Origin of the sequence: Streptomyces sp. NPDC086147, from assembly GCF_040702165.1 — a bacterium.
Classification (GTDB): Bacteria; Actinomycetota; Actinomycetes; order Streptomycetales; family Streptomycetaceae; genus Streptomyces.
This window is the reverse complement of record NZ_JBFBJO010000005.1, coordinates 469,486-495,874: the sequence shown is the minus strand read 5'-3', so window position 1 is coordinate 495,874 and position 26,389 is coordinate 469,486. Positions and strand designations below refer to the sequence as shown.

Below are 26,389 nucleotides of genomic sequence, written 5' to 3'. Positions count from 1 at the left end.
CATGAGTACGGGCAGTACTGCTCCGAAGCCCGGGGACCCGGGAAGCCGTACGGGGCGGGCTGCCGGACCGGGGCGGGGGGGCTCGCGTTCCGGCCGTCCGCCGCGCGGTGCACGGCTCCTCCAGGACGGTTCGCGGGGAGGGCCGGTCTTCCGGCTCCTCGCGCGCTGGATCCGTCGGCCCCTGCTGCCGGCCGCGCGCCTGTGGCGGCGGAACATCCAGCTGCGGATCGTCGCGGGCACCCTGCTGATGTCGCTCGGGGTCGTGCTGCTGCTCGGCATCGTCGTCATCGGACAGGTTCGCAACGGTCTGCTGGACGCCAAGGAGAGGGCCGCCCAGGGCCAGGCCGCCGGCGGGTTCTCCGCAGCCCAGGACCGGGCGGCGACCACCCCTTCGACGCCCGGGCAGCCGGACGGCGGGCGGGACGGCGCGTCCGTGAACTGGCGCTCCACTCTGGTCGAGCAGCTCGCCAGCGGCGGGCAGAGCGCCTTCAACGTGGTCGCGCTCTCCCTCGACACCGGTGACACCGCGAGCCGGGGCGTCCGCGCCTCCGGCGAGGTCGACCCGGCCACGAGCATCCCCCGCGACCTGCGGCACTCGGTGGCGCAGGGCACGGAGACCCTCCAGAAGTTCACGCGGATCCACTACACCAGCAGCAAGGCGTCCGAGCCCGGTCTGGTGATCGGCAAGCGGCTGAACGACGCCGAGGGCACCCAGTACGAGCTGTACTACCTCTTCCCGCTGACCCAGGAGGAGGACTCCCTCACCCTGGTCAAGGGCACCCTGGCGACCGCCGGGCTCTTCGTCGTCGTGCTGCTCGGCGCCATCGCCTGGCTCATGGTGCGCCAGGTCGTCACGCCCGTGCGGATGGCCGCCGGGATCGCCGAACGGCTCTCGGCCGGGCGCCTCCAGGAGCGGATGAAGGTCACCGGCGAGGACGACATCGCGCGGCTCGGCGAGGCCTTCAACAAGATGGCGCAGAACCTCCAGCTCAAGATCCAGCAGCTGGAGGAGCTGTCGCGGATGCAGCGGCGGTTCGTCTCGGACGTCTCGCACGAGCTGCGCACCCCGCTGACCACGGTCCGGATGGCGGCCGACGTCATCCACGAGGCCCGTGTCGACTTCGACCCCGTCACGGCCCGCTCCGCCGAACTCCTCGGCGACCAGCTCGACCGCTTCGAGTCGCTGCTCTCCGACCTCCTGGAGATCAGCCGCTTCGACGCGGGCGCGGCCGCCCTGGAGGCCGAGCCGATAGACCTGCGGCAGGTCGTGCGCCGGGTCATAGGCGGCGCCGAGCCCCTCGCCGAGCGCAAGAACACCCGGATCGTGGTCGTCGGCGACCAGCAGCCCGTGGTGGCCGAGGCGGACGCCCGCCGCGTCGAGCGGGTGCTGCGCAACCTCGTCGTCAACGCCGTCGAGCACGGCGAGGGCCGGGACGTGGTGGTGAAGCTGGCCGCCGCGGGCGGGGCCGTCGCCGTCGCTGTCCGCGACTACGGCGTCGGGCTGAAGCCGGGCGAGGCGACCCGGGTGTTCAACCGCTTCTGGCGCGCCGACCCGGCCCGCGCCCGCACCACCGGCGGCACCGGCCTCGGCCTGTCGATCGCCGTCGAGGACGCGCGGCTGCACGGCGGCTGGCTCCAGGCGTGGGGCGAGCCCGGTGGCGGTTCGCAGTTCCGGCTCACCCTGCCGCGCACGGCGGACGAGCCGCTGCGGGGCTCCCCGATACCCCTGGAGCCCGAGGACTCGCGCCGCAACCGCGAGCAGGCGGCCGCCCTCCGTACGGCGGTGCCGGCGCAGTCCGGCGGGGACCGGACGCCGCTCCCCGTACCGCCGAGGCTTCCCGGGGCGCCCCGGGCGACCGTCGACCCGACGGCGCTGCCCGGCAGCGGCGCCCGGGTGGTGGCGCGGGCGGCGGCGGACACCGACGGCCGCGCGCCGGGCACGGCGACGGCCGGCCGCAACGGCAACGAGAACGGGAACGGCCGGGGGAACGGGGCCGGGAACGCGGAGCAGGAGGGCGGGACACGTGGGCGCTGACTCCCGAGCGGAGCAGGCGGGGCGGGGACGGATCGGACGCTCGACGCTGCTGGCCGCGTGCGGCGCGCTCCTGGCGGGCGGCTGCGCGACGATGCCCGACAGCGGGGACGTGCAGCCGGTGAAGGGCTCCAACACCGGCGACTCGCAGGTGCGGGTCTACGCCGTCGCCCCCCGCGAGAACGCGCGCCCGGACGAGATCGTCGACGGCTTCCTGGAGGCCATGACCAGTGACGACCCCGGCTTCGCCACGGCCCGCAAGTACCTGACGAAGAAGGCCGCGGGCACCTGGAGGCCGGAGCAGAGCATCACCGTGCTCGCCACCGCGCCCAACCGCAAGCAGGCCGACCGCAACGCCGACCCCGACAAGGAGGGCCGGGTCTACCCGCTCGCCGGCCGCAAGATCGCGACGGTGGACGCCCGCCACGCCTACCAGCCGATCAGCCCCGCCGACTACCTGTGGTCGATCCACGTGGTGCAGCAGCCGACGGGGAACGGCAAGGGCAAGGAGTGGCGCATCGACAGCCTCCCGCCCGGCCTGGTCATCGGCGAGGCCGACTTCCTCCGCAACTACCGGTCGGTCAACAAGTACTACTTCGCCTCCGGGGAGGACTGGGTCGTCGCCGACCCCGTCTACATCCGGCAGCGGCAGGACCCCGTCACCCGGATGGACCCGGTCACCCAGACGGTCAAGGCGCTGCTCGACGGCCCGACGAACTGGCTGAAGCAGGCCGTCGACTCCAGCTTCCCCTCCCGTACGACGCTGAAGAAGGACGTCACCACCCTGACGACGGACGACCAGTCCACGCTGAAGGTGCCGCTGGAGTTCCAGGGCAACCGGGTCGACGGGGTGGCGTGCCGGCGGATGGCGGCGCAGCTGCTCTTCACGCTGCGCGACCTGCCGTCCGTACGGGTCGAGCAGGTGGAGCTCCTGAACGGGTCGGATTCGCTGTGCCGGCTCGGCAGGGGACAGGCGGCCGAGTTCGCGGCGGTCCGGGAGACCGACCTCGACGAGAAGCCGTACTTCGTCGACGAGCAGGGCAAGCTGAAGAAGCTGGTGGTCGCCGGCAAGGAGACGGCCTCGCCGGTCGACGTGCCGGGACCGCTCGGCAAGGGCTCGGTGGCGCTCGGTTCGATCGCCGTCGACCGGGGCGAGACCCGGGCGGCCGGGGTCGACAAGGACGGCCACCGGCTGTTCGTCTCCTCGATCACCACGGATCAGGGCTCCCGGCCGCCGGTCCTGAGCAGCAAGGGCCTCCGGTCGGAGGACCGTCTCTCCGCGCCCAGTTGGGGCGGCCGGGGCGACCTGTGGGTCGCCGACCGCGACCCCGCCGAGAACAAGCTGTGGATGGTGCCGGACGGCACCGGGGAGCCCGTCGAGGTCCGCACGCCGTGGCTGGGGGAGGACCGGATCGAGTCGCTGCGGGTCTCCGCCGACGGCGTCCGGATCGCCCTGGTGGTCGAGCGGGGCGAGCGCACCACGCTCCAGATCGGCCGGATCGAACGGCGGACGACGGACGGGGAGGCCACCGTCTCGGTGGTGGACCTCCAGCCCGCCGCACCCCGGCTCGAGTCGGTCACGGCCGTCTCCTGGGCCGGGCCGAGCCGGCTCGTCGTGGTCGGCAAGGAGGCGGGGGGCGTGCAGCAGATCCGCTACCTCCAGACGGACGGCTCGACCTCCCCGACCTCGGTGCTCCCCGGTCTGAACGGGGTGACGTCGGTGTCCGCGCCGCACACGGAGTCGTCGGACACGCCCATGGTGGCCGACTCCGAGGACGGCATCGTCCGGCTGCCGCCGGGGACGAACTGGCAGCCGGTGGTGAAGAACGGCGACTCGCCGGTCTATCCCGGCTAGAACCGGGCCTGGTGCGGCGGCCCCCGCGCGTCCGCGCGGGACCCCTCCCGCGGTCGCTCGCACCACCGGAGTCCCCGTCCGCGCGGGGCGCACCTGACGTATTCCGGGGGCTCGCGGAGTTCTTCGGCGCGCCTCGGGAGCGGGGGGCGGCGAGGGGTTTTCCACAGGGGTGGCAGGGGGCCGCGGGAAGGCGCACAGTAGAGCCATGCGGGGGTGGTGGCGCGAGATCGCCGGGCTGGTGCTGCCGGTCGCCTGCGGAGGCTGCGGCAGACCGCGGACCGAGCTGTGCCCGGAGTGCGCGGAGGAGTTGACCGGGACGGGGCCGTGCCGGGTGCGGCCGGAGCCCGAGCCCGCCGGGCTGCCCGCGGTCCACGCGGCCGCGCCCTACGCCGGTGCCGTGCGGGAGGTCCTGCTCGCCCACAAGGAACGCGGGGCGCTCGCGCTCGCCGGTCCCCTGGGTGGCGCCCTGGCCGGTGCCGTGGAGGCCGCCGCCGGGGCCGTGGCGGGATCCGGGTGCGGGCCGCTGCTCCTCGTGCCGGTGCCGTCCTCGCGGCGCTCCGTACGGGCGCGTGGCCACGATCCGACGCGGCGGATCGCCCTGGCCGCGGCCGCCCGGCTGCGGCGGACGGGACGGGACGCGCGGGTGGCGCCCGTACTGCGGCAGCGGCGGTACGTGGCGGACCAGGCCGGGCTCGGGGCGCGCGGGCGCCTCGCGAACCTCTCCGGGGCCCTGGAGGTCGTGCCGGGCGGCGCGCGGCTCCTGGCGGCGGGAAGCACGACGGGAAACACGGCGGGGCCGGCGGCGGGAACGGTGGTGCTCGTGGACGACCTGATGACCACCGGCGCCTCGCTGGCGGAGGCGGCCCGCGCCCTCGGAGCCGTACGCCTTTCGTTCATTTCTGAAATACCGCACGGTTTACCGGCCGCTTCCGCGCAGCACGGATTCGAACAGCGGGCGGCGGCCGTGATCGCATCCTCTCCCGCCTCGTTCGAAATAAACCGGAACTCCTCAAGATCTTGGATCGTTGCAGGTGGTGAGAGGTGAAAACGCTCGAACGGAGGTATGTCGCGGCAGCGGGTGCCGACACCCGTCCGAAGGGGCTATGTTCGGTTGTGAGGAATGGTGAAAGCCATCGCCTGGCCGAATACATGGTTGCGCCTCTGGACAGGAGTTCAGGGCGAATTAACCTCCTGCCGAAGGGGTGGGGATCTTCCCGACCGGGGAGGAGGAGGTGAAAGTCGCCGAGTCCGAGCTCCGGTAAACCATCCGGAGTCTGGTGCAAAGGGAGATGCCCGGCGGCCGAGGAGCCGATCCGGGCGATCCGGGAACGGAGTTCTGCGTGGACATCGTCGTCAAGGGCCGCAAGACCGAGGTGCCCGAGCGGTTCCGCAAGCACGTGGCCGAGAAGCTGAAGCTGGAGAAGATCCAGAAGCTCGACGGCAAGGTGATCAGCCTCGACGTCGAGGTGTCCAAGGAGCCCAACCCGCGGCAGGCCGACCGGTCCGACCGCGTGGAGATCACCCTCCACTCCCGCGGCCCGGTGATCCGGGCGGAGGCCGCGGCGGCCGATCCGTACGCGGCGCTCGACCTGGCCAGCGACAAGCTCGAGGCGCGACTGCGCAAGCAGCACGACAAGCGGTACACCCGCCGTGGCAACGGCCGGCTGTCGGCGGCCGAGGTCGGGGACGTCGTGCCCGGCGTCGCCCAGTTTGACGGGGACGGCAAGCTCGTCGCGGGCGAGACCGACGAGGTGCCCACCAGGATGGTGGGCTCGATCGAAGTCCAGGGCGACGGCCCGCTGGTGGTCCGCGAGAAGACCCACAAGGCCGCACCGATGACGCTCGACCAGGCGCTCTACGAGATGGAGCTGGTCGGGCACGACTTCTACCTCTTCGTCGACTCCGACACCAAGCAGCCGAGCGTCGTCTACCGGCGACACGCGTACGACTACGGCGTCATCCAACTGGAGAGCGACCCGCTCGCCGAGAGCGACCCGCTCGCCGACGGCGGCGCCGGCGGTGCGCTCGGCGGCTGACCGCCGGTCCGCACCGACCACATCCCACGGTGCCCCTGGAGCGCGCGGTGCGCCCCCAGGGGCACCCCCGTGCGTCCGTGGATCGACCCGGAGGCGCCGGGGCATGAAAGCATGGAGCGCACGCCAACCGGTGCTTCCTGGGCACGGGTTGGAGGACCGGAAACGAATTCAGGCCACGGCCTTCAGGGGGAGGAACGATGGCGGACAGCTTCGGGCCGGTGCTCAGCGGGCGCGAGCACGAGGGGTCGGTCCCGGAGGGATCGGATTCGGACAGCGGCGCGCTCCGCAAGGAGCCGATCCGGGTCCTCGTCGTGGACGACCATGCCCTTTTCCGGCGCGGTCTGGAGATCGTCCTCTTCCACGAGGAGGACATCCAGGTCGTCGGAGAGGCCGGTGACGGGGCCGAGGCCGTCGAAAAGGCGGCCGATCTGCTGCCGGACATCGTCCTGATGGACGTGCGGATGCCCCGGCGCGGCGGCATCGAGGCGTGCACCACCATCAAGGAGGTGGCCCCCAGCGCGAAGATCATCATGCTGACGATCAGCGACGAGGAGGCCGACCTCTACGAGGCGATCAAGGCGGGGGCCACCGGGTACCTCCTCAAGGAGATCTCCACCGACGAGGTCGCCACGGCGATCCGCGCGGTCGCGGACGGGCAGTCGCAGATCAGCCCCTCCATGGCCTCCAAGCTCCTCACCGAGTTCAAGTCGATGATCCAGCGGACCGACGAGCGCAGGCTCGTGCCCGCGCCCCGGCTGACCGACCGTGAGCTGGAGGTCCTCAAGCTCGTCGCGACCGGGATGAACAACCGGGACATCGCGAAGGAGCTGTTCATCTCGGAGAACACGGTGAAGAACCACGTCCGGAACATCCTGGAGAAGCTTCAGCTGCACTCCAGGATGGAGGCGGTGGTGTACGCGATGCGGGAGAAGATCCTGGAGATCCGCTGAGGCTCCGGCCCGGGGACGCACCCGCTGGGGGTCCGGGGATCGTCCCCCCGGGGGATGCGGTGCGATGCGGGAGAAGATCCCGGAGATCCGCTGACCCCCGGCCCCTCGCGCCTCAGCCCAGTTCCCGCACCAGTTCCGGGGCCAGGGCCGGGAGGTTCACCCGGTCCGGGAGGATCGTCACCGTGTCGCAGCCGACCCATTCGGCCGCCTCGCGCAGGGCACGGGCCACCGCCGGGACCGCCTTGGGGCCGTCCAGGGTGACCTGGCGGGCCACGAGCGTCCGGCCCTCGCGGGCCGGGTCCACCCGGCCGACCAGCCGGCCCCCCGCCAGCACCGGCATCGCGAAGTAGCCGTGGATCCGCTTCTGCTTCGGCACGTACGCCTCCAGGCGGTGCGTGAAGCCGAAGATCCGCTCCGTGCGGGCCCGCTCCCAGATCAGCGAGTCGAACGGCGAGAGCAGCGTCGTGCGGTGCCGGCCGCGCGGCTCGGACGCCAGGGCCGCCGGGTCCGCCCAGGCGGGCTTCCCCCAGCCCGCTACCGTCACCGGCACCAGCCCCGACGCCTCGACCGCCGCGTCGAACTGCTCGGCCTTGAGCCGGTGGTAGTCGGCGATGTCCGCGCGCGTGCCCACGCCGAGTGCCTCGCCCGCCTGCCGCACCAGGCGCCGCACGCACTCGGCGTCGTCCAGGTCGTCGTGGCGCAGCGTCTCGGGGACCGCCCGCTCGGCCAGGTCGTAGACCCGCTTCCAACCGCGCCGCTCGACGACCACGACCTCGCCGTACATCAGCGCCCGCTCCACGGCGATCTTGGAGTCGGACCAGTCCCACCACTCGCCCTTGTTCTTCGCGCCGCCCAGCTCGGTCGCCGTGCGCGGGCCCTCGTCCCGGAGCTGGGCGATCACCTTGTCGTACGCCCCGGGCGACAGCTCGTGGCCCCAGTGCGGGCGGTCGCGGTAGGCGCGCCGGCGGAAGGCGAAGAGCGGCCACTCCTCGACGGGCAGCACACAGGCGGCGTGCGACCAGTACTCGAAGGCGTGCGCCCCCGTCCAGTACGCGTCCTCCACCGCGGTGCGGCCCACGGCGCCCAGGCGCGCGTACGGGATGAGCTCGTGCGAGCGGGCCAGGACCGAGATGGTGTCGAGCTGGACCTGCCCGAGGCTCCGCAGCACCCCGCGCACCCCGGCGCGGCGGTCGGGAGCGCCCAGGAACCCCTGGGCGCGCAGTGCGATCCTGCGGGCTTCGTCGGCGGACAGTTCGGCGGCGGGGCGCGGCGCAGTCGTCATGGACCGCACCCTAGGCCCCGGCACTGACAGCGGGAACGGGATCGCGTCACGCCGGGAGGCCGGAGGCCGGGAGGTCGGGCGCGGGAAGGTACGGCAGGGGGCTCGGCAGGCCGAAGTCGGAGGGGAGCAGGGCGCCGACCCAGCCGTCCCGGAGCGTGCCCTTGTTGGGGAGGCCGGCGCGCTGGACGCCCTCCACGACGAAGCCGACGCGTTCGGCCACCGCGCGCGAGCCGGTGTTGCCCACCTCCGCGCGCCAGACCAGGCGGGTGCAGCCGAGGCCGGTGAAGGCCCAGTGGGCCAGGGCGCGGACGATCTCGGTCATGTAGCCGTGGCCGCGGTGGTCCGGGGCCAGCCAGTAGCCGACCTCCCAGGTGCCGAGGCCGCAGTCCTTCAGTGAGGCCGCGGCGAGCAGCGGGCCCCCGGCCAGCGGCTCGGCGACGAATCCGTACTCGGTGTCCTCGCGCCAGCCGTCGGGGACCAGGCGGTTCAGGAAGAAGTCCGCGTCCTGCCGGGTGTAGGGGTCGGGGACGGTGGTCCAGCGCCGGATGGCGGGGTCCTGGCAGATCGCGTACACGGCGTCGGCGTCGCCCGGGACGGGGTTGCGCAGCCGCAGTCGGTCGGTGGTGAGGGTGATCGGCTCCATGCGGGGATTGTGGTGACCTGCCGGGGCCGAAGCGAACACTTTTCGGATGGGGCGGCACCTTCCGCCCACCTCGTGCGTTCTCATTCCGGGCGGGCGTACGGCTCCGGCACTGCGGGCCTCCCTGTGCGAGGGCGGTCTCGCTTACGATGGCCGTTGCGGTGGGGACCACCTGCCGTGCCCGCGCTCGTGTCCATGACAAGACCCAGTGCCAGGCCCGACCGGCAAGGAGAGCAGCCCCAGTGTCCGTCTTCAACAAGCTCATGCGTGCAGGCGAAGGCAAGATCCTGCGCAAACTGCACCGCATCGCGGACCAGGTCAACTCCATCGAAGAGGACTTCGTCAACCTCTCCGACGCCGAGTTGCGGGCGCTCACCGACGAGTACAAGCAGCGGTACGCCGACGGTGAGAGCCTCGACGACCTGATGCCCGAGGCCTTCGCGACGGTGCGCGAGGCCGCCAAGCGCGTCCTCGGCCAGCGTCACTACGACGTCCAGCTGATGGGCGGCGCCGCCCTCCACCTCGGCTACGTCGCGGAGATGAAGACCGGTGAGGGCAAGACCCTCGTCGGCACCCTCCCGGCGTACCTCAACGCGCTCTCCGGCAAGGGCGTGCACCTGATCACGGTCAACGACTACCTGGCCGAGCGCGACTCCGAGCTCATGGGCCGGGTCCACCGCTTCCTGGGTCTGTCCATCGGCTGCATCCTCGCCAACATGACCCCGGCCCAGCGCCGCGAGCAGTACAACTGCGACATCACCTACGGCACGAACAACGAGTTCGGCTTCGACTACCTCCGCGACAACATGGCGTGGTCCAAGGACGAGCTCGTCCAGCGCGGCCACAACTTCGCCTGTGTCGACGAGGTCGACTCCATCCTCGTCGACGAGGCCCGTACGCCGCTGATCATCTCCGGCCCCGCCGACCAGGCGACCAAGTGGTACGGCGACTTCGCCAAGCTGGTCACCCGGCTTTCCAAGGGCGAGCCCGGCAACCAGCTCAAGGGCATCGAGGAGACCGGCGACTACGAGGTCGACGAGAAGAAGCGCACCGTCGCCATCCACGAGGCGGGCGTCGCCAAGGTCGAGGACTGGCTGGGCATCGACAACCTCTACGAGTCGGTGAACACCCCGCTCGTCGGTTACCTGAACAACGCCATCAAGGCGAAGGAACTGTTCAAGAAGGACAAGGACTACGTCGTCATCGACGGCGAGGTCATGATCGTCGACGAGCACACCGGCCGCATCCTGGCCGGCCGCCGCTACAACGAGGGCATGCACCAGGCGATCGAGGCGAAGGAGGGGGTGCAGATCAAGGACGAGAACCAGACGCTCGCCACGATCACCCTCCAGAACTTCTTCCTCCTGTACGACAAGCTGTCCGGCATGACCGGTACGGCCATGACCGAGGCCGCCGAGTTCCACCAGATCTACAAGCTCGGCGTCGTCCCGATCCCGACGAACAGGCCGATGATCCGCAAGGACCAGTCCGACCTGATCTACCGGACCGAGGTCGCGAAGTTCGCCGCCGTCGTCGACGACATCGCGGAGAAGCACGAGAAGGGCCAGCCGATCCTGGTCGGCACGACCTCCGTCGAGAAGTCCGAGTACCTCTCGCAGCAGCTCTCCAAGCGCGGCGTCCAGCACGAGGTCCTCAACGCCAAGCACCACGACCGCGAGGCGAGCATCGTCGCGCAGGCCGGCCGCCGCGGCGCCGTCACCGTCGCCACGAACATGGCCGGCCGCGGTACGGACATCAAGCTCGGCGGCAACCCGGACGACCTCGCCGAGGCCGAGCTGCGCCAGGCGGGCCTGGACCCGGTCGACCACGTCGAGGAGTGGGCCGCGGCCCTCCCCGCCGCCCTGGAGCGTGCCGCGAAGGCCGTGAAGGCGGAGTTCGAGGAGGTCAAGGAGCTCGGCGGCCTCTACGTGCTCGGCACCGAGCGCCACGAGTCCCGCCGCATCGACAACCAGCTCCGCGGCCGTTCCGGCCGTCAGGGCGACCCGGGCGAGTCCCGCTTCTACCTCTCGCTCGGCGACGACCTGATGCGCCTGTTCAAGGCGCAGATGGTCGAGCGCGTGATGGCCATGGCCAACGTGCCGGACGACGTGCCGATCGAGAACAAGATGGTCACCCGGGCGATCGCCTCCGCCCAGTCGCAGGTCGAGACCCAGAACTTCGAGACCCGCAAGAACGTCCTGAAGTACGACGACGTGCTCAACCGGCAGCGCCAGGTCATCTACGGCGAGCGCCGGCGCGTCCTGGAGGGCGAGGACCTGCACGAGCAGATCCAGCACTTCATGGACGACACGATCGACGACTACATCCGACAGGAGACCGCCGAGGGCTTCGCGGAGGAGTGGGACCTCGACCGCCTCTGGAACGCCTTCAAGCAGCTCTACCCGGTGAAGGTCACCGTGGAGGACCTGGAGGACGCGGCCGGGGACCGGGCGGGCATCACCGCCGAGTTCATCGCCGAGTCCATCAAGGACGACATCCACGAGCAGTACGAGACGCGCGAGAAGCAGCTCGGCTCGGAGATCATGCGCGAGCTGGAGCGGCGCGTGGTCCTGTCCGTCCTGGACCGCAAGTGGCGCGAGCACCTCTACGAGATGGACTACCTCCAGGAGGGCATCGGCCTGCGCGCCATGGCGCAGAAGGACCCGCTGGTCGAGTACCAGCGCGAGGGCTTCGACATGTTCACCGCCATGATGGAGGGCATCAAGGAGGAGTCCGTCGGCTACCTGTTCAACCTGGAGGTCCAGGTCGAGCAGCAGGTCGAGGAGGTTCCGGTGCAGGCGGCCGCGCCCTCGCTCGACAAGGGCGACGCGGTGCCGGCCGGTGCCGGGCGTCCGGAGATCCGCGCCAAGGGGCTCGACGCCCCGCAGCGGCCGGACCGGCTGCACTTCTCCGCGCCGACCGTGGACGGCGACGGCGGTGTGGTCGAGGGCGACTTCGCCTCCGGCGACGGCGAGCCGGCCGGTGACGGGCTGACCCGCGCGGAGCGCCGCAAGGCGCAGAAGAACGCGGGCGGCGGGCGTCGCCGCAAGAAGTAGGGACGCGCCGGGTTTTTGGCGCGGGAGGGGCCGTTCACCCGGTGGGGTGGGCGGCCCCTTCGCCGTCATGTGCGGTGGGCGGCGGTCGTGCCCAGGCCGTCGAGCTCCACGGCCGCGCAGCGCCAGCGCCGGTCGGCGCCGCGCTCCAGGCGGAACGCCATCGCCCGCACGCGGGCGCCGGTGGCGATGGTCGCGAAGGCCTCGACGGCGCCCTGGGCGGGGTGCGCCTGGACCGCGCAGCGGCGCAGGACCGGGCGCGGGCCGAGCGAGCGCAGGGGCGTCTCCGGGGCGAGCCGGACGAGCTGCTCGTACGCCTCGCCGAGGGTGTGGCCGAGCATCCAGTGGACCGGCCGCTCCCCGCTCAGGACGGCGAGCAGGCGCTCCGCGAAGACGGTGTGCGGCGGGAGCGCGCGGGGCGCGCCGCGCTCGGGCGTCCGCGGACGGCTTCCGGCGGCACCGCGCGGCCGGGTCCCGGCGGGTCCGCCGGGAGCGGTGCGGGGGCGCGGGGCCCGGGGCCGGCGGGTGGCGCCGCCGAGGGGCGGGAGGGGGAGGGCGGCCGGGGGCGCGGCGGTGGGGACGGGAGCCGGGAGCGTGGTGGGGGCGAGCGCGGCGGCCGGCGCCGCGGAGGTGGTCCCGGGGGTGGCCCGGACCGTGGCCGGCGTCGTCGTGGCGGTCGGTGTGAGCGTGGTGGTCATGGCGAGCCCCTGTCGTTGCGTAACCGATTGGTACCAGTCAGTAACTTCCGTTGGGGATCTTGTACGGCGGGGGCGCGGGGCGCCGCAAGGAGCCGGGCGGCCCGGGGCGGTCGGGAACGGGATCACCTATCCGGGTGACACGGCCGGAAATCGGCTCTCCGGAGGTCCGGCGCACGGGCTCCCGGAGTGGACGGACGGCGACTCCGGCCCGCCGCCCCGAAGGGGGACTCCGCACGTATCCTGAGGATCTCTCCCTCTACGAAAGCGGCCAGCCGATGCGCGTCTACGTCCCCCTGACCCTCCCCGGTCTCGCACAGGCGCACAAGGCGGGCGAGCTGGGCCCCGGCCCGCTGACCGCCTACGCCGTCACCCCCGCGCTGCGCGAGTGGTACGTCTCCGACGACATCGAGGAGCTGGAGTACGCGGCGCTCGGCCGGGCCGCCGCCGCCTCCCTGCGGCTGCTCGCCGCCGACCCCGGGGCGCCCCGGCGCCGGATCGTCGTCGCCGTCGACGTGGCCGACGAGGACGCGGTCGCGGACCCCGACCGGGGGCTCGACGCCGACTCGATCGGCGAGGTCCGGATCGCCGGGGCCGTACCGCTGGCCAAGGCCGCGGCCGTGCACGCCGACGCGGACGACGCCGAGGCGGACGTCAGGGCGGCGGCGGACGCGCTGGGCGCGGCGGACCGGGGCGACGACGACGCGCGGTTCGTCGTGGACGGGGCCGAGGACCACGAACTGCTGTGGTTCGGGGTGCAGGAGGTTCCCGGGTTGCTGGGCTGAGGCGCCGGGGGTTCCGGGAGGGTCTCGGAACGGCTCCGCCCTCTTCGCCGTCGGAGGCGGCGGGTACCGTCCTTCCATGGGGAAGCACGGAAAACACCTGGTCTGGGACTGGAACGGCACGCTGCTCGACGACATCGACGCGGTCATCGGGGCGACGAACGCCGCCTTCGCCGAACTCGGACTCGAACCGCTCACGCTGGAGCGGTACCGCGAGCTGTACATGGTGCCGGTGCCGAAGTTCTACGAACGACTCATGGGGCGGCTGCCCACCGACGCCGAGTGGACCCTCATGGACGGCGTCTTCCACCGGCACTACCGGGAGCGGGCCGAGAACTGCGGCCTGACCCTCGGCGCCGCCGAGCTGCTCGCGGCCCGGCAGGCCTCCGGCTTCACGCAGTCGCTGCTCTCGCTCGCGCCGCACGTCGACCTCGTGCCCCTCGTGCGGCGGCACGGGATCGCGGAGCGGTTCCTGCGCATGGACGGGCGGCCCGACGCCTCCACGGACGGGAAGTCCGGGCACATGGTGCGGCACCTGGCCGCCCTGGAGGGCGTCCGGGTCGAGCGGGTGGTCGTCATCGGCGACGCGGCGGACGACGCGATCGCCGCCGCGCACGTCGGGGCGAAGGCCGTGCTCTACACCGGCGGCTCGCACAGCCGCGCCTCCCTGGAGCGGGTCGGGGTGCCGGTGGTCGACTCGCTCGCGGAGGCGGTGGCCGTGGCGGAGGAGCTGGTCTAGGGCGTACCGGGCGTCGCGGCCCCGGCCCCGGTCCGCCGGACACGCCCCGGCCCCTCCGTACGTACCGCCGGGCCCCTCCGCCCCGTACCGCCGAAGTCCTCAGCCCTTCGACCTGAGGACCTTCAGGAACTCCCGCATCCAGACCGGGTGGTCCGGCCACGCCCGGGAGGAGACGAGCAGGCCGTCGACCACGGCCGCCGTGTCCTGGAAGGACGCCCCCGCCGCCTGCATGTCCAGCTCCAGGGCCGGGTAGGCCGTGACCCGGCGGCCCTCCAGGCTGCCGGTCGCCGCCGTCAGGAGCGGGCCGTGGCAGATCTGCGCGACCGGCTTGTCCGCGTCGAAGAAGGCCTTGAGGATCTTGCGGAGCTCCGGGTCGTTGCGCAGGTACTCCGGCGCCCGCCCGCCCGGGATCACCACCGCCAGGTACGCCCCCGGGTCGACCTCCGAGAAGGCCAGGTCGGCGGGCCAGGTGTAGCCGGGCTTCTCGGTGTACGTGTCGAAGCCGGGCTCGAAGTCGTGGACCACGAACCTCAGCGTCTTGCGGGCCGGAGCGGCGATGTCGACCTCGTACCCCTCCTCCAGGAGGCGCTGGTAGGGGTACAGCACCTCCAGCGACTCCGCCGCGTCCCCGGTCACGATCAGGATCCTCGCCATGGCTCTCCCAGCTCGCAGATGGTCGGATGCCGTGCCCTGAGGACATGTGTCACTGTCCATAACGTCAAACTTCCATCCCCTCTTTTGTACACATACAGCTCATGACGGGGCGGGGGTCCGGAGCGATAGGCTTTCGTCGTGATCAGCGCGATACGCCGAGGGGGCAGTGAAGCCCCCGGCTGCCGCCCGACCCGCTCCGGCGGCCGGGCCGACCGTGCGTGCGCCGATCCCCTCCGCCCGGGCGTGCCACGATCAGTGGCCGAAAACGACCCGGGCATCTCTCATCCGGGCATGACGCCGTCTTCTGCGGAGACACGACGCAGGGGCGTTGGGCCCTTCCTTCCACCGATGTCGCGCAACGGCGCGCGGCCAGGAGTCAGAGGACATGCAGACCAAGCTGGACGAAGCCAAGGCCGAGCTGCTCGAAAGGGCCGCCCGGGTAGCTGAGCACAGCCCGGTCGGGGGGCGACTCCCGACGGGGCCGGAGGGTTCGGGCGAGCGCCCGGACGGCGACACCGTGCTCGAGTACCTCCAGCGCTACTACCTGCACACCGCGCCCGAGGACCTGTCCGACCGGGACCCGGTCGACGTCTTCGGCGCCGCCCTCTCCCACTACCGCCTGGCGGAGAACCGGCCACAGGGCACGGCGAACGTGCGCGTCCACACCCCGACGGTCGAGGAGAACGGCTGGACCAGCAGCCACTCCGTCGTCGAGGTCGTCACCGACGACATGCCCTTCCTCGTCGACTCGGTCACCAACGAGCTGTCCCGCCAGGGTCGCGGAATCCACGTCGTGATCCACCCGCAGGTCCTCGTCCGCCGCGACGTCACCGGCCGCCTCATCGAGGTCCTGTCGGCCCAGATCCACGGCGAGCTGCCGCACGACGCGCTCACCGAGTCCTGGATCCACGTCGAGATCGACCGCGAGACCGACCGCGCCGACCTCAAGCAGATCACCGCCGACCTGCGCCGCGTCCTGTCCGACGTCCGCGAGACGGTCGAGGACTGGGAGAAGATGCGCGACGCCGCGCTGCGCATCGCGGACGGCCTCCCCGACGAGCCCACCGCCTCCGACCTGCGCCCGACCGAGGTGGAAGAGGCCCGCGAGCTGCTGCGCTGGCTGGCCGACGACCACTTCACCTTCCTCGGCTACCGCGAGTACGAGCTCGTCGACGGCGACGCCCTGTCCGCCGTGCCCGGCACCGGCCTCGGCATCCTGCGCTCCGACCCGCCCCACTCCGGCGACGACGAGGGCCACCACGCCCACCCCGTGTCGCCCTCCTTCAGCCGGCTGCCCGCCGACGCCCGGGCCAAGGCCCGCGAGCACAAGCTGCTGATCCTGACGAAGGCCAACAGCCGGGCGACCGTGCACCGCCCCTCGTACCTCGACTACGTCGGCGTGAAGAAGTTCGACGCCGACGGCAACGTCGTCGGCGAGCGTCGCTTCCTCGGCCTGTTCTCCTCGGCCGCCTACACCGAGTCCGTCCGCCGCGTCCCGGTCGTCAAGCGCAAGGTCCAGGAGGTCCTGGCGGGCGCCGGCTTCTCCCCGAACAGCCACGACGGCCGCGACCTGCTCCAGATCCTGGAGACCTACCCGCGCGACGAGCTGTTCCAGACCCCGGTCGACCAGCTCCGGTCCGTCGTCACCAGCGTCCTCTACCTCCAGGAGCGGCGCCGGCTGCGGCTCTACCTGCGCCAGGACGAGTACGGCCGCTACTACTCGGCCCTCGTCTACCTGCCGCGCGACCGCTACACCACCCGCGTCCGGCTGCGGATCATCGACATCCTGAAGGAGGAGCTCGGCGGCACCAGCGTCGACTTCACCGCCTGGAACACCGAGTCGATCCTCTCCCGGCTGCACTTCGTCGTCCGCGTCGAGCCCGGCACCGAGCTGGCCAAGCTCACCGACGCCGACGTCGAGCGCATCGAGGGCCGGCTCGTCGAGGCCGCCCGCTCCTGGTCCGACGGCTTCGGCGAGGCGCTCAACGCCGAGCTGGGCGAGGAGCGCGCCGCCGAGCTGCTGCGCCGCTACGGCAACGCCTTCCCCGAGGGCTACAAGGCCGACCACTCGCCGCGCGCGGCCGTCTCCGACCTGGTCCACCTGGAGGCCCTCGCCGGCAGCGACGAGGACTTCTCGCTCTCCCTCTACGAGCCGGTCCTCGCGGGCCCCGGCGAGCGCCGCTTCAAGATCTACAAGACGGGCGACCAGATCTCCCTCTCCGCCGTCCTGCCGGTCCTCAACCGGCTCGGCGTCGAGGTCACCGACGAGCGCCCCTACGAGCTGCGCTGCGCCGACCGCACCCACGCCTGGATCTACGACTTCGGCCTGCGGCTCCCGGCCACCAACGGCAGCGGCGTGACCCTGGGCGACGACGCCCGCGAGCGCTTCCAGGAGGCCTTCGCCGCCACCTGGACCGGCGAGGCCGAGAACGACGGCTTCAACTCCCTCGTCCTCTCCGCCGGTCTGAACTGGCGCGAGGCGATGGTGCTGCGCGCCTACGCCAAGTACCTGCGGCAGGCCGGCGCGACCTTCAGCCAGGACTACATGGAGGACACCCTCCGCAACAACGTCCACACCACCCGGCTGCTCGTCAACCTCTTCGAGGCCCGGATGGCGCCGGAGCGCCAGCGCGCCGGCACCGAGCTGATCGACGCGCTCCTCGAAGAGCTGGACGCCGCCCTGGACCAGGTCGCGAGCCTGGACGAGGACCGCATCCTGCGCTCCTTCCTGACCGTCATCAAGGCCACCCTGCGGACCAACTTCTTCCAGCAGGACTCGAACCTCCGGCCGCACTCCTACGTGTCGATGAAGTTCGACCCGCAGGCCATCCCCGACCTGCCGGCCCCGCGCCCCGCCTTCGAGATCTGGGTGTACTCGCCGCGCGTCGAAGGCGTCCACCTGCGCTTCGGCAAGGTCGCCCGCGGCGGTCTGCGCTGGTCCGACCGGCGCGAGGACTTCCGCACCGAGATCCTCGGCCTGGTCAAGGCGCAGATGGTGAAGAACACCGTCATCGTGCCGGTCGGCGCCAAGGGCGGCTTCGTCGCCAAGCAGCTCCCGGACCCGTCCGTGGACCGGGACGCCTGGATGGCCGAGGGCATCGCCTCGTACAAGACGTTCATCTCGGCCCTGCTCGACATCACCGACAACCTGGTCGCGGGCGAGGTCGTGCCGCCGGTCGACGTGGTCCGCCACGACGAGGACGACACCTACCTGGTCGTCGCCGCCGACAAGGGCACCGCGACCTTCTCCGACATCGCCAACGGGGTCGCGGAGGCGTACGGCTTCTGGCTCGGCGACGCGTTCGCCTCCGGCGGCTCGGCCGGCTACGACCACAAGGGCATGGGCATCACCGCCCGCGGCGCCTGGGAGTCCGTCAAGCGGCACTTCCGCGAGCTCGGCCACGACACCCAGACCGAGGACTTCACGGTCGTCGGCGTCGGCGACATGTCCGGCGACGTCTTCGGCAACGGCATGCTGCTCTCCGAGCACATCCGCCTGGTCGCCGCCTTCGACCACCGGCACATCTTCCTCGACCCGAACCCCGACGCGGCCGTCTCGTACGCCGAGCGCCGCCGCCTCTTCGAGCTGCCCCGCTCGTCCTGGGCCGACTACGACACCTCGCTGCTCTCCCCGGGCGGCGGCGTCCACCCCCGCAGTGCCAAGTCGATCCCGGTCAACGCGCACGTCAGGGCCGCCCTCGGCATCGAGGACGGGATCACCAAGATGACCCCGGCCGAGCTGATGAAGGCGATCCTCCAGTCGCCCGTCGACCTGCTGTGGAACGGCGGCATCGGCACGTACGTCAAGTCCTCGGCCGAGTCGAACGCCGACGTCGGCGACAAGGCCAACGACGCCATCCGCGTCGACGGCCAGGACGTGCGCGCGAAGGTGGTCGGCGAGGGCGGCAACCTCGGCGCGACCCAGCTCGGCCGCATCGAGTTCGCCCGCTCCGGCGGCCCCGAGGGCCAGGGCGGCAAGGTCAACACCGACGCCATCGACAACAGCGCCGGCGTCGACACCTCCGACCACGAGGTCAACATCAAGATCCTGCTCAACGGGCTCGTCGCCGAGGGCGACATGACCGTCAAGCAGCGCAACAAGATCCTCGCGGAGATGACCGACGAGGTCGGCACGCTCGTCCTGCGCAACAACTACGCGCAGAACACGGCCCTGGCCAACGCCGTCGCCCAGTCGCCGTCCCTGCTCCACGCCCACCAGCGGTTCATGCGCCGCCTGGGCCGCGACGGGGCCCTCGACCGCTCCCTGGAGTTCCTGCCCAACGACCGGCAGATCCGCGAACTCCTCAACAACGGCAAGGGCCTGAGCCAGCCCGAGCTCGCCGTCCTCCTCGCGTACACCAAGATCACGCTGGCCGACGAGCTGATCGGCACGGAGCTGCCGGACGACCCGTACCTGACCGGGCTGCTCCACGCGTACTTCCCGACGCTGCTGCGCCGGGAGTTCACCGACGCGGTCGACCACCACCCGCTGCGCCGCGAGATCGTCACCACCGTCCTGGTCAACGACACGGTGAACGCGGGCGGTTCGACCTTCCTGCACCGCCTCCGCGAGGAGACCGGCGCGTCGGTCGAGGAGATCGTCCGGGCGCAGACCGCCGCCCGTATCGTCTTCCGCCTCGGCCAGGTCTGGGACGCCGTCGAGGCCCTCGACAACGAGGTCCCGGCCGAGATCCAGACCCGGATGCGGCTGCACTCGCGCCGGCTCGTCGAGCGCGGCACGCGCTGGCTGCTCAACAACCGGCCGCAGCCGCTCCAGCTCACCGAGACCATCGAGTTCTTCGCCGAGCGCGTCGAGGAGGTCTGGTCGCGGCTGCCGGAGCTGCTGCGCGGCGCGGACCTGGACTGGTACCGGTCGATCCTGGACGAGCTGACCGGGTTCGGCGTGCCGGAGGAGCTCGCGCGGCGGGTCGCCGGCTTCTCCTCCGCCTTCCCGGCGCTCGACATCGTCGCGATCGCGGACCGGACGGACACGGACCCGCTCGCGGTGGCCGAGGTCTACTACGACCTGGCCGACCGGCTGCGGATCACCGACCTGATGGACCGGATCATCGAGCTGCCGCGCGACGACCGCTGGCAGTCGATGGCCCGCGCCTCGATCCGCGAGGACCTGTTCGCGGCGCACGCGGCGCTCACGCAGGACGTCCTGACGGCCGGCGGCGACAACGCCAGCCCGGAGGAGCGGTTCAAGGCCTGGGAGGAGAAGAACGCGGCGATCCTGGGCCGCGCGCGGACGACCCTGGAGGAGATCCAGGGCTCGGACACCTTCGACCTGGCGAACCTGTCGGTGGCGATGCGGACGATGCGCACGCTGCTGCGCTCGCACAGCTAGGAGTACGTGCGCGAGGGCCCCGCCGGTTCTCCGGCGGGGCCCCTCGCGCTTTCCCGCCGGGCTCACTCCTCCGGCGCGGCGGCGACCGTCGAGGTCCACAGGCGGCGGGCGGCGAGCAGGGCCGCGGTGAGCAGCAGGCCGTTGCGGACCACCATGACGGCGAGGCCCGTGGGGGTGCCGTCGATGACGTCGAAGTAGAGGACGGGGTACGCGAGCGCGCTCAGCGCCGCCGCCGGGAGCAGCAGCAGCGCCACCGGGCGCATCACGGTGTCCCGCGAGGTCAGGCAGACGGCGGCGAGCCCGAGCAGCCAGATCATGTACTGGGGGCTGATCACCCGGCTGGTGACGGTGAAGAGCAGGACGGCGGCGAAGGCCGTGTCGTACGGGGTGGCGGGGGTCCAGCGGTGGGCCCGGATGCGCCAGAGGACCAGCCAGCACAGGGCGGTGGCGGTGAGCAGCAGGGAGAGGTGGCCGAGGGTGGAGACGTACGGGCCGACGTACTCCAGGGCGCCGTAGCGGAACTCGACGCTCCCCGGCCAGGCGCCGGCGGACCGGGCGAGCGCGAGGGCCGTGCCGCCCAGCGACTCGATCTGGATGCCCCGGTCGCCCTGCTGGCGCAGGAAGCCGAAGGACTCGGAGAAGAAGAGCGCGAGGGTGGCGAGGAGCGCGGCGGCGGTGACGACGGCGGCGGTCCACGCCTGCCGGGTGGTACGGCCCCGGGGCGTGCCCAGGAGGGCGAGCGCCGGCCACACCTTGACCATGGCCCCGATCCCGGCGAGCGCCCCGCCGAGCTGGTGGGCGGCGGTCCGGCGGGCGGTGAGGGCGAGCAGGGCGAGGACGGCCAGGGCGGTGGTCTGGACGTCGTACCGGGCGAGGGGCAGGTGGAGGAGGAGCGGCAGGCCGCAGACCCAGACCCAGGCGCCGTGGGTGAGGCGGGCGCCGTCGGCGCGGGCGAGCGCGAGGGTGACGACCGCGTCGGCCAGGAGGGTGAGGGTGACGAAGGCCTGGAAGTAGGTGAGCCAGGGGAGGACGCCCGGGGACATGATCACGAGCCCGGCTCCCGGCGGGTACTGCCAGGTGGTGTCGCCGGGCGGGAAGGTGCCCGCGGCGAACTTCCCGTACCAGTGCTCGTAGAGCGCCACCTCGCGGGCCACGCCGCCGATGCCGAGGTCGTCGCGGAGCAGCAGCAGGAGCATGCCGGCCCGGGTGAGGAGCCAGACGGCGGCGAGCGCGAGCCGGGGGCCGCTGCCGACCGTGACGAAGGTGGCGGAGGTGAAGGTGTCCGACGCGAAGGGGGAGCGGGTGAGGGCGGGGGGCTCGGTGCTCGTACTGGTGGGGCGGGGGGCGTCGGCGGTGGGGCCGGACGTGGGGGAGCCGGGCGGTGCGGTGCCGGGGGGTTCGGTGCCGGCCGGGTGGGAGGTCTGCGGCTGATCGTTCGTCACCCGACCGCACTTTAGCCCGTAATGTCTCTTTTGCCGGTGGTCTTCGCCTCTGACGCGGTGAACTCCTCGTACGCGGCCACCACCTCCCGCGCCGGGCCGTCCATCCGCAGCCTCCCCGCCTCCAGCCACAGGGCGCGCCCGCAGGTCTCCGCGATCGTGGAGTTCGAGTGGCTGACCAGGAAGACCGTCCCGGCCGCCGCCCGCAGTTCGTCGATCCGCCGCCGGCTGCGGCGGCGGAAGCGCGCGTCGCCGGTGGCCAGGGCCTCGTCGACGAGCAGCACGTCGTGGCTCCTCGCGGCGGCGAGGGAGAAGCGCAGCCGGGCCCCCATCCCGGAGGAGTACGTCCGCATCGGGCGGGAGATCGCGTCGTCCTTCTCGTTGATGCCCGAGAACTCGACGATCCCGTCGTAGCGCTCGCGGACCTCCGCGCGGCTCATGCCCATCGCGAGGCCGCCGAGGATGACGTTCCGCTCGCCCGTCAGGTCGTTCATCAGGACCGCGTCGACGCCGAGGAGGGCGGGGCGGCCGTGGGTGTAGATCCGGCCGCGGTCGACGGGCAGGAGTCCCGCGACGGCCTTCAGGAGGGTGGACTTCCCCGATCCGTTCGAACCGATCAGGCCGATCGCCTCGCCCCGGTACGCGACGAAGTCGATCCCCTTGACGGCGTGGACCCGGCGGGTGGCCGAGGGGCGTCCCCGCCGCCCGCCGCCCGCTTTCCCGTGCTTGTTCCCGTTCCCTTTCCCGTGTCCGTGCACGGTGTACGTGACGTGGACGCCGTCGGCCACGACGGTCGGGATCCTCTCCTGCTCGTGCGCCTCAGCCACGGCCGTACCTCTCCTCCGCCTGCCAGAACCAGAGGAAGCCCCCCCCGAAGGACAGCAGGGCCCAGCCGACGGCGAGCGCCCAGACGTACGGCGGCAGGCGGTCCGGGGTGTGGCTCCCGATCAGGGCGGAGCGCATCAGGTCGATGTAGACCGCCACCGGATTGCACTGGAGGGCGAGCGTCGCGCCCCCGGGGAGGCGCCCGGTGCCCGTCGGGTGCCGGATCGACCACATGACGCCCGAGGCGTACATCCAGGTGCGGAGCGCGAACGGCATCAGCTGGCTGACGTCCGGGGTGCGGGCCGCGATCCGGGCCAGGACGAGCGCCGCGCCCGTGTTGAACAGGGTCTGGAGGGCGAGCGCCGGGACGACCAGCAGCCACCGCCAGGTGGGGAGCTGGCCGCAGCAGAGCAGGATCGCGAGGAGCGCGACCAGCGAGAGCAGGAACTGCTGGAGCTGCTGGAGGGCGAGCGAGAGCGGCAGGGTCGCGCGCGGGAAGTGCAGGGCGCGGACCAGGCCGAGGTTGCCGCTGATCGCCCGGGTGCCGGCCAGGAGGGTGCCGGAGGTGAAGGTCCACACGAAGACGCCGGTGAGCAGGAAGGGCACGTAGTCGGGCACGCTCTGCCGGGCGTTCATGAGGACGCCGAAGATCAGGTAGTAGACGGCCGCGTTGAGCAGCGGGGTCGCCACCTGCCAGAGCTGGCCGAGGCGCGCCTGGCTGTACTGGGCGGTCAGGCGGGCGGTCGCGAAGGCGACGACGAAGTCGCGGCGGGACCAGAGCTGCCGTACGTACTCGGGCAGTGGCGGGCGGGCCCCGGCGACGGTCAGGCCGTGACGGAGGGCGAGCGCGCGGAGGTCCTCGGGGGGAGGGGCGGTCCACGGCGGGGGCGGTGCGGTCACGGCCGTGGGCGTGGCCATGGGTGCGGGTGTGGTCATGGGCGGGCTTTCGGTGCGGGTGCGGGTGCGGTCGGCTTCCGGGCCCGGGGCGCGGCGGCCGACGGGTGCGGGGGCACGGATGACGGGATGCGGGCACGGATGACGAGTGCGACGGAACGGGACCGTATCGTCGCTACGGGGACAGTAGGGCGCTCTACGACGGAACGCAACCGTATCGTCGTCACGTGGGCGTTGGTTAGGATGCCGTCCATGAGCGAACCGACCCCCCGCCGCGCCCCCGCCGGGGCCGCCGTGCTCCGCGAGGACGTGACCGAGGCCATCCGCGCCGCCGTCTTCGAGGAGCTCGCGGCCGTCGGCTTCGCCCGGATGTCCATCGAGGGGATCGCGCGCCGCGCGGGCGTCGGCAAGACCGCCGTCTACCGGCGCTGGAAGTCCAAGCTCTCCCTCGTCCTCGACCTCGTCGGCGCCTTCGCCGTCCAGGGCCTGCCGGCGCCCGCCACCGGCTCCCTGTACGGGGACGTGCGCGCCCTCCTCGAAGTGGCCTCGCACGCCCTGAGCCACCCGGTCGCCTCACGGGTGGTCCCCGACCTCCTGGTCGAGGCGGCCCGGCACCCCGAGATCGCCGACGCCGTCAGGGCCGCGCTGCTCGACGGGCAGCAGGGCGTCGTCGCCCGGATCGTCCGCGCGGCCGTCGAGCGCGGCGAACTCCCCGAGGACGCCGACCCGGACCGGGCCCTCGACCTGGTCGTCGGGCCGCTGTACTGGCGCCTCGGCGTCGTCCGCACCCCGCCGCCCCCGGGGTACGTCGACGACCTCGCGCGCTCGGCGGTGGCGGCGCTCAGGGCCTGACCCCGCGCAGGGGCCGAGCGGCCTCGAACCCCGGGGCCGTACGGGCTACTTCACCGCACCCGCCATCACCCCCGACGCGAACTGGCGCTGGAACGCGAAGAACACCACCAGCGGCACCACCATCGACAGGAACGCGCCCGGCGCGAGCACGTCCACGTTGTTGCCGAACTGCCGGACCTGCTGCTGGAGCGCCACCGTGATCGGCGGCGACTGCGAGTCCGCGAAGATCAGGGCGATCAGCATGTCGTTCCAGACCCAGAGGAACTGGAAGATGCCGAGCGAGGCGATCGCCGGGCCGCCCAGCGGCAGCACCACCCGGGTGAACAGCCGGATCTCGCCCGCCCCGTCCAGCCGCGCCGCCTCCAGGAGCTCGCGCGGGATCTCCGCGAAGAAGTTCCGCAGCAGGAAGATCGCGAACGGCAGGCCGAAGGCCGTGTGGAAGAGGACCACCCCGGCGGTCGTCTCGAAGAGCCCGACCACCCCGAACAGCTTCGACACCGGGACCAGGGCGACCTGCACCGGCACCACGAGCAGGGCGACCACGCCCAGGAACCACCAGTCCCGGCCCGGGAACTCCAGCCACGCGAACGCGTACCCGGCGAACGAGCCGATCACCAGGACGAGCAGCGTGGCCGGGACGGTGATCAGGACCGTGTTGAGCAGCGAGCCGGTGATCGTGTCGTTCGCGAGCAGATGGGCGTAGTTCTCCGTGGTCAGCCGGGCCGGGGCCGTGAACACCTCCCACCAGCCGCTCGCCGCGATGTCGGGCGGCGAGCGGAGCGAGGAGAGCAGCAGTCCGACCGTCGGCAGCAGCCAGAACAGGCCCGCCAGGACGAGGAAGACGCGGACCGCGCCGGACGCGGCCGCGGACGCGAGCCGCGCCGCCGGGGAACGGACCGGGCGGGAGGGCCGGGCGGAGGCGGCGGAACGGGTCGGCCGGACGTCGGTCGTGGTCATCGGCGGGCCTCCCTGCGCATGCGGCGGATGTTCAGGACCATCACCGGGACCACCAGCAGGAGCAGCAGGACGGCGATGGCCGAGCCGACCCCGAGGTCCGCGTCCGTGCCGAAGGACGAGCGGTACAGCTGGAGCGCGAGCACGTTCGCGTCGTCCTGCGCCGAGCCCGGCGCGATCACGAAGACCAGGTCGAAGATCTTCAGCACGTTGATCATCAGGGTGACGAGGACGACCGCGAGGACCGGGGCCAGGAGCGGCACCGTGATCCGGCGGAACACCTGCCACTCGTTCGCCCCGTCCACCCGCGCCGCTTCGAGCAGCTCGCGCGGCACGGCCGCGAGCCCGGCCCCGATCAGCACCATCGCGAACCCGGCCCACATCCACACGTACGCCCCGATGATCGCGGGCGTGACGAGCGACGGGCCCAGCCACTCGACGCCGTTGTACTGCTCCCGGAAGTTGCCCGCGGGCAGCCGCAGCACGGCCCCGTCCGCGCGGTCGGCGGGCAGCGCGAACGTGCCGTCGGCCGCTGCCGTCGCCGTGGCGACCACCTTCCCGTCCCGCACGGCCTCGATCCGCAGCCCCGCGAGGCCGCGTTCGGCCGGGTCGACCTCGTTCGGCCGCCCGCCGCCGCCCCGGGTGAAGTCCAGCCAGGCCGTGCCGGTGATCGTGCCCGGGTCCGTGCCGGCCGGTGGCGCGGCCGGGCGCGCGCCCTCCGGCATCTGCGCCGGCGCCACCCCGACCAGCGGGAGCCGTACGGGCTGCCCGGCCCGCACCGGTTCCTTCGTCACGAACGCGCCGTCCCCGGCCGCCTTCAGCGGGTGCACGGGCAGCGGTCTGGCCTTCGGGAAGACCGAGGACTCGGCGAAGGTGTCGTGGACGCCGACCCAGACCGCGTTCGCGACGCCCCGGTCCGGGTCCTGCTCGTACACCAGCCGGAAGATGATCCCGGCGGCCAGCATCGAGATCGCCATCGGCATGAAGACGAGCAGCTTGAACGCCGTTCCCCAGCGGACGCGTTCGGTCAGGACCGCGAAGACCAGACCGAGGGCGGTGGCGACCGCCGGAGCCGCCACCAGCCAGATCAGGTTGTTCTTGACGGCGGTGCGGAGCGAGGCGTCGGTGAACAGGGCCAGGTAGTTGTCGAGGCCGACGAAGGAGGAGCCGGAGCGGTCGAAGAACGAGCGCTGGACGGAGTACCCGATCGGGTAGACGACGAGCGCGCCGAGCAGGAGGAGGGCGGGCAGGAGGAAGCCCGCGGCCACGGCCCGGCTCCGCCGCCCCTCCCTTCCGGCCCTGTTCGTTCCGGTCGTGCTCCCCGCGCGCGTGGAGGCGGTGGTGGAGGACATCGCCG

At 72.4% G+C, this 26,389-nt stretch carries 19 protein-coding genes; 10 read left to right on the top strand and 9 right to left on the bottom strand.

Translation table 11 applies throughout. From position 1 onward, the window contains the following. Position 1: 1 nt before the first annotated feature. From mtrB to AB0398_RS15290, 5 genes are all read left to right on the top strand, one after another. Positions 2 to 2,035, top strand: coding sequence for an MtrAB system histidine kinase MtrB (gene mtrB, locus AB0398_RS15310; RefSeq protein WP_366375194.1), 2,034 nt, complete (start codon positions 2 to 4; stop codon positions 2,033 to 2,035). Next, entirely contained in the window at positions 2,025 to 3,887 is a 1,863-nt protein-coding gene (locus AB0398_RS15305) for an LpqB family beta-propeller domain-containing protein (RefSeq protein WP_366375192.1), read from the top strand. The genes mtrB and AB0398_RS15305 overlap by 11 nt, the downstream gene beginning before the upstream one ends. Positions 3,888 to 4,092: 205 nt before the next feature. Beyond that, positions 4,093 to 4,932: a ComF family protein gene (locus tag AB0398_RS15300; RefSeq protein ID WP_366375190.1), complete on the top strand. Its 840-nt coding sequence runs from the start codon at positions 4,093 to 4,095 to the stop codon at positions 4,930 to 4,932. Positions 4,933 to 5,227: 295 nt separating this feature from the next. Next, complete coding sequence (gene raiA, locus AB0398_RS15295; RefSeq protein ID WP_366375188.1) at positions 5,228 to 5,923, top strand: ribosome-associated translation inhibitor RaiA; 696 nt, start codon at positions 5,228 to 5,230, stop codon at positions 5,921 to 5,923. A 197-nt stretch (positions 5,924 to 6,120) separates the two neighbouring features. Beyond that, positions 6,121 to 6,873 (top strand): response regulator transcription factor, encoded by a 753-nt coding sequence (locus AB0398_RS15290; protein ID WP_366375186.1) that lies wholly within the window; start codon positions 6,121 to 6,123, stop codon positions 6,871 to 6,873. 112 nt (positions 6,874 to 6,985) lie between these two features. On the opposite strand, the gene AB0398_RS15285 is transcribed toward AB0398_RS15290, so the two are convergent. Together AB0398_RS15285 and AB0398_RS15280 are read right to left on the bottom strand one after the other, a co-directional pair. Continuing rightward, positions 6,986 to 8,155: a crosslink repair DNA glycosylase YcaQ family protein gene (locus AB0398_RS15285; RefSeq protein WP_366375184.1), complete on the bottom strand. Its 1,170-nt coding sequence runs from the start codon at positions 8,153 to 8,155 to the stop codon at positions 6,986 to 6,988. Between the two features lie 46 nt (positions 8,156 to 8,201). Further along, positions 8,202 to 8,798, bottom strand: a complete 597-nt coding sequence (locus tag AB0398_RS15280) for a GNAT family N-acetyltransferase (protein ID WP_366375182.1) — start codon at positions 8,796 to 8,798, stop codon at positions 8,202 to 8,204. 239 nt (positions 8,799 to 9,037) lie between these two features. Here AB0398_RS15280 and secA point away from each other — a divergent pair, with 239 nt between their 5' ends. Then, entirely contained in the window at positions 9,038 to 11,851 is a 2,814-nt protein-coding gene (secA, locus tag AB0398_RS15275; RefSeq protein WP_366375180.1) for a preprotein translocase subunit SecA, read from the top strand. Positions 11,852 to 11,916: 65 nt separating this feature from the next. Here secA and AB0398_RS15270 read toward each other — a convergent pair whose 3' ends face one another. Further along, complete coding sequence (locus AB0398_RS15270; RefSeq protein WP_366375178.1) at positions 11,917 to 12,546, bottom strand: Rv3235 family protein; 630 nt, start codon at positions 12,544 to 12,546, stop codon at positions 11,917 to 11,919. A 275-nt stretch (positions 12,547 to 12,821) separates the two neighbouring features. Between AB0398_RS15270 and AB0398_RS15265 the strand changes: the two genes are divergently transcribed. Further along, positions 12,822 to 13,328, top strand: coding sequence for a hypothetical protein (locus tag AB0398_RS15265; RefSeq protein WP_366375176.1), 507 nt, complete (start codon positions 12,822 to 12,824; stop codon positions 13,326 to 13,328). A gap of 76 nt (positions 13,329 to 13,404) precedes the next feature. Continuing rightward, entirely contained in the window at positions 13,405 to 14,064 is a 660-nt protein-coding gene (locus AB0398_RS15260) for an HAD family hydrolase (protein ID WP_366375174.1), read from the top strand. Between the two features lie 99 nt (positions 14,065 to 14,163). Here AB0398_RS15260 and AB0398_RS15255 read toward each other — a convergent pair whose 3' ends face one another. Then, positions 14,164 to 14,718, bottom strand: a complete 555-nt coding sequence (locus tag AB0398_RS15255) for a DJ-1/PfpI family protein (protein ID WP_366375172.1) — start codon at positions 14,716 to 14,718, stop codon at positions 14,164 to 14,166. A 385-nt stretch (positions 14,719 to 15,103) separates the two neighbouring features. Here AB0398_RS15255 and AB0398_RS15250 point away from each other — a divergent pair, with 385 nt between their 5' ends. Then, positions 15,104 to 20,068, top strand: coding sequence for an NAD-glutamate dehydrogenase (locus AB0398_RS15250; protein WP_366375170.1), 4,965 nt, complete (start codon positions 15,104 to 15,106; stop codon positions 20,066 to 20,068). Between the two features lie 62 nt (positions 20,069 to 20,130). Here the strand turns inward: AB0398_RS15250 and AB0398_RS15245 are convergent, their stop codons facing one another. From AB0398_RS15245 to AB0398_RS15235, 3 genes are all read right to left on the bottom strand, one after another. Beyond that, positions 20,131 to 21,264 carry a glycosyltransferase 87 family protein gene (locus AB0398_RS15245; RefSeq protein ID WP_366375258.1) on the bottom strand — a complete coding sequence of 378 codons (1,134 nt, stop codon included), beginning with the start codon at positions 21,262 to 21,264 and terminating at the stop codon, positions 20,131 to 20,133. 257 nt (positions 21,265 to 21,521) lie between these two features. Then, positions 21,522 to 22,334 carry an ABC transporter ATP-binding protein gene (locus AB0398_RS15240; protein ID WP_366375168.1) on the bottom strand — a complete coding sequence of 271 codons (813 nt, stop codon included), beginning with the start codon at positions 22,332 to 22,334 and terminating at the stop codon, positions 21,522 to 21,524. Next, positions 22,327 to 23,250, bottom strand: coding sequence for an ABC transporter permease (locus AB0398_RS15235; RefSeq protein WP_366375166.1), 924 nt, complete (start codon positions 23,248 to 23,250; stop codon positions 22,327 to 22,329). The genes AB0398_RS15240 and AB0398_RS15235 overlap by 8 nt, the downstream gene beginning before the upstream one ends. 228 nt (positions 23,251 to 23,478) lie before the next feature. Between AB0398_RS15235 and AB0398_RS15230 the strand changes: the two genes are divergently transcribed. Then, entirely contained in the window at positions 23,479 to 24,078 is a 600-nt protein-coding gene (locus tag AB0398_RS15230; protein WP_366375164.1) for a TetR/AcrR family transcriptional regulator, read from the top strand. A gap of 45 nt (positions 24,079 to 24,123) precedes the next feature. Here the strand turns inward: AB0398_RS15230 and AB0398_RS15225 are convergent, their stop codons facing one another. Both AB0398_RS15225 and AB0398_RS15220 read right to left on the bottom strand, forming a co-directional pair. Continuing rightward, entirely contained in the window at positions 24,124 to 25,035 is a 912-nt protein-coding gene (locus AB0398_RS15225) for a carbohydrate ABC transporter permease (protein WP_366375162.1), read from the bottom strand. Beyond that, positions 25,032 to 26,384, bottom strand: coding sequence for a sugar ABC transporter permease (locus AB0398_RS15220; protein WP_366375160.1), 1,353 nt, complete (start codon positions 26,382 to 26,384; stop codon positions 25,032 to 25,034). The genes AB0398_RS15225 and AB0398_RS15220 overlap by 4 nt, the downstream gene beginning before the upstream one ends. Positions 26,385 to 26,389 lie beyond the last annotated feature (5 nt).

What these genes read in the sequence shown, in the direction of transcription:
- AB0398_RS15230 (WP_366375164.1), top strand. Translation starts at nt 23,479, where the DNA reads ATGAGCGAACCGACCCCCCGCCGCGCCCCCGCCGGGGCCGCCGTGCTC.
- AB0398_RS15250 (WP_366375170.1), top strand. Translation starts at nt 15,104, where the DNA reads ATGCAGACCAAGCTGGACGAAGCCAAGGCCGAGCTGCTCGAAAGGGCC.
- AB0398_RS15225 (WP_366375162.1), bottom strand. Translation starts at nt 25,035, where the DNA reads ATGACCACGACCGACGTCCGGCCGACCCGTTCCGCCGCCTCCGCCCGG.
- AB0398_RS15270 (WP_366375178.1), bottom strand. Translation starts at nt 12,546, where the DNA reads ATGACCACCACGCTCACACCGACCGCCACGACGACGCCGGCCACGGTC.
- AB0398_RS15235 (WP_366375166.1), bottom strand. Translation starts at nt 23,250, where the DNA reads ATGGCCACGCCCACGGCCGTGACCGCACCGCCCCCGCCGTGGACCGCC.
- AB0398_RS15265 (WP_366375176.1), top strand. Translation starts at nt 12,822, where the DNA reads ATGCGCGTCTACGTCCCCCTGACCCTCCCCGGTCTCGCACAGGCGCAC.
- AB0398_RS15245 (WP_366375258.1), bottom strand. Translation starts at nt 21,264, where the DNA reads ATGCTCCTGCTGCTGCTCCGCGACGACCTCGGCATCGGCGGCGTGGCC.
- AB0398_RS15255 (WP_366375172.1), bottom strand. Translation starts at nt 14,718, where the DNA reads ATGGCGAGGATCCTGATCGTGACCGGGGACGCGGCGGAGTCGCTGGAG.
- AB0398_RS15260 (WP_366375174.1), top strand. Translation starts at nt 13,405, where the DNA reads ATGGGGAAGCACGGAAAACACCTGGTCTGGGACTGGAACGGCACGCTG.
- AB0398_RS15300 (WP_366375190.1), top strand. Translation starts at nt 4,093, where the DNA reads ATGCGGGGGTGGTGGCGCGAGATCGCCGGGCTGGTGCTGCCGGTCGCC.
- AB0398_RS15285 (WP_366375184.1), bottom strand. Translation starts at nt 8,155, where the DNA reads ATGACGACTGCGCCGCGCCCCGCCGCCGAACTGTCCGCCGACGAAGCC.
- AB0398_RS15280 (WP_366375182.1), bottom strand. Translation starts at nt 8,798, where the DNA reads ATGGAGCCGATCACCCTCACCACCGACCGACTGCGGCTGCGCAACCCC.
- AB0398_RS15290 (WP_366375186.1), top strand. Translation starts at nt 6,121, where the DNA reads ATGGCGGACAGCTTCGGGCCGGTGCTCAGCGGGCGCGAGCACGAGGGG.
- AB0398_RS15220 (WP_366375160.1), bottom strand. Translation starts at nt 26,384, where the DNA reads ATGTCCTCCACCACCGCCTCCACGCGCGCGGGGAGCACGACCGGAACG.
- mtrB (WP_366375194.1), top strand. Translation starts at nt 2, where the DNA reads ATGAGTACGGGCAGTACTGCTCCGAAGCCCGGGGACCCGGGAAGCCGT.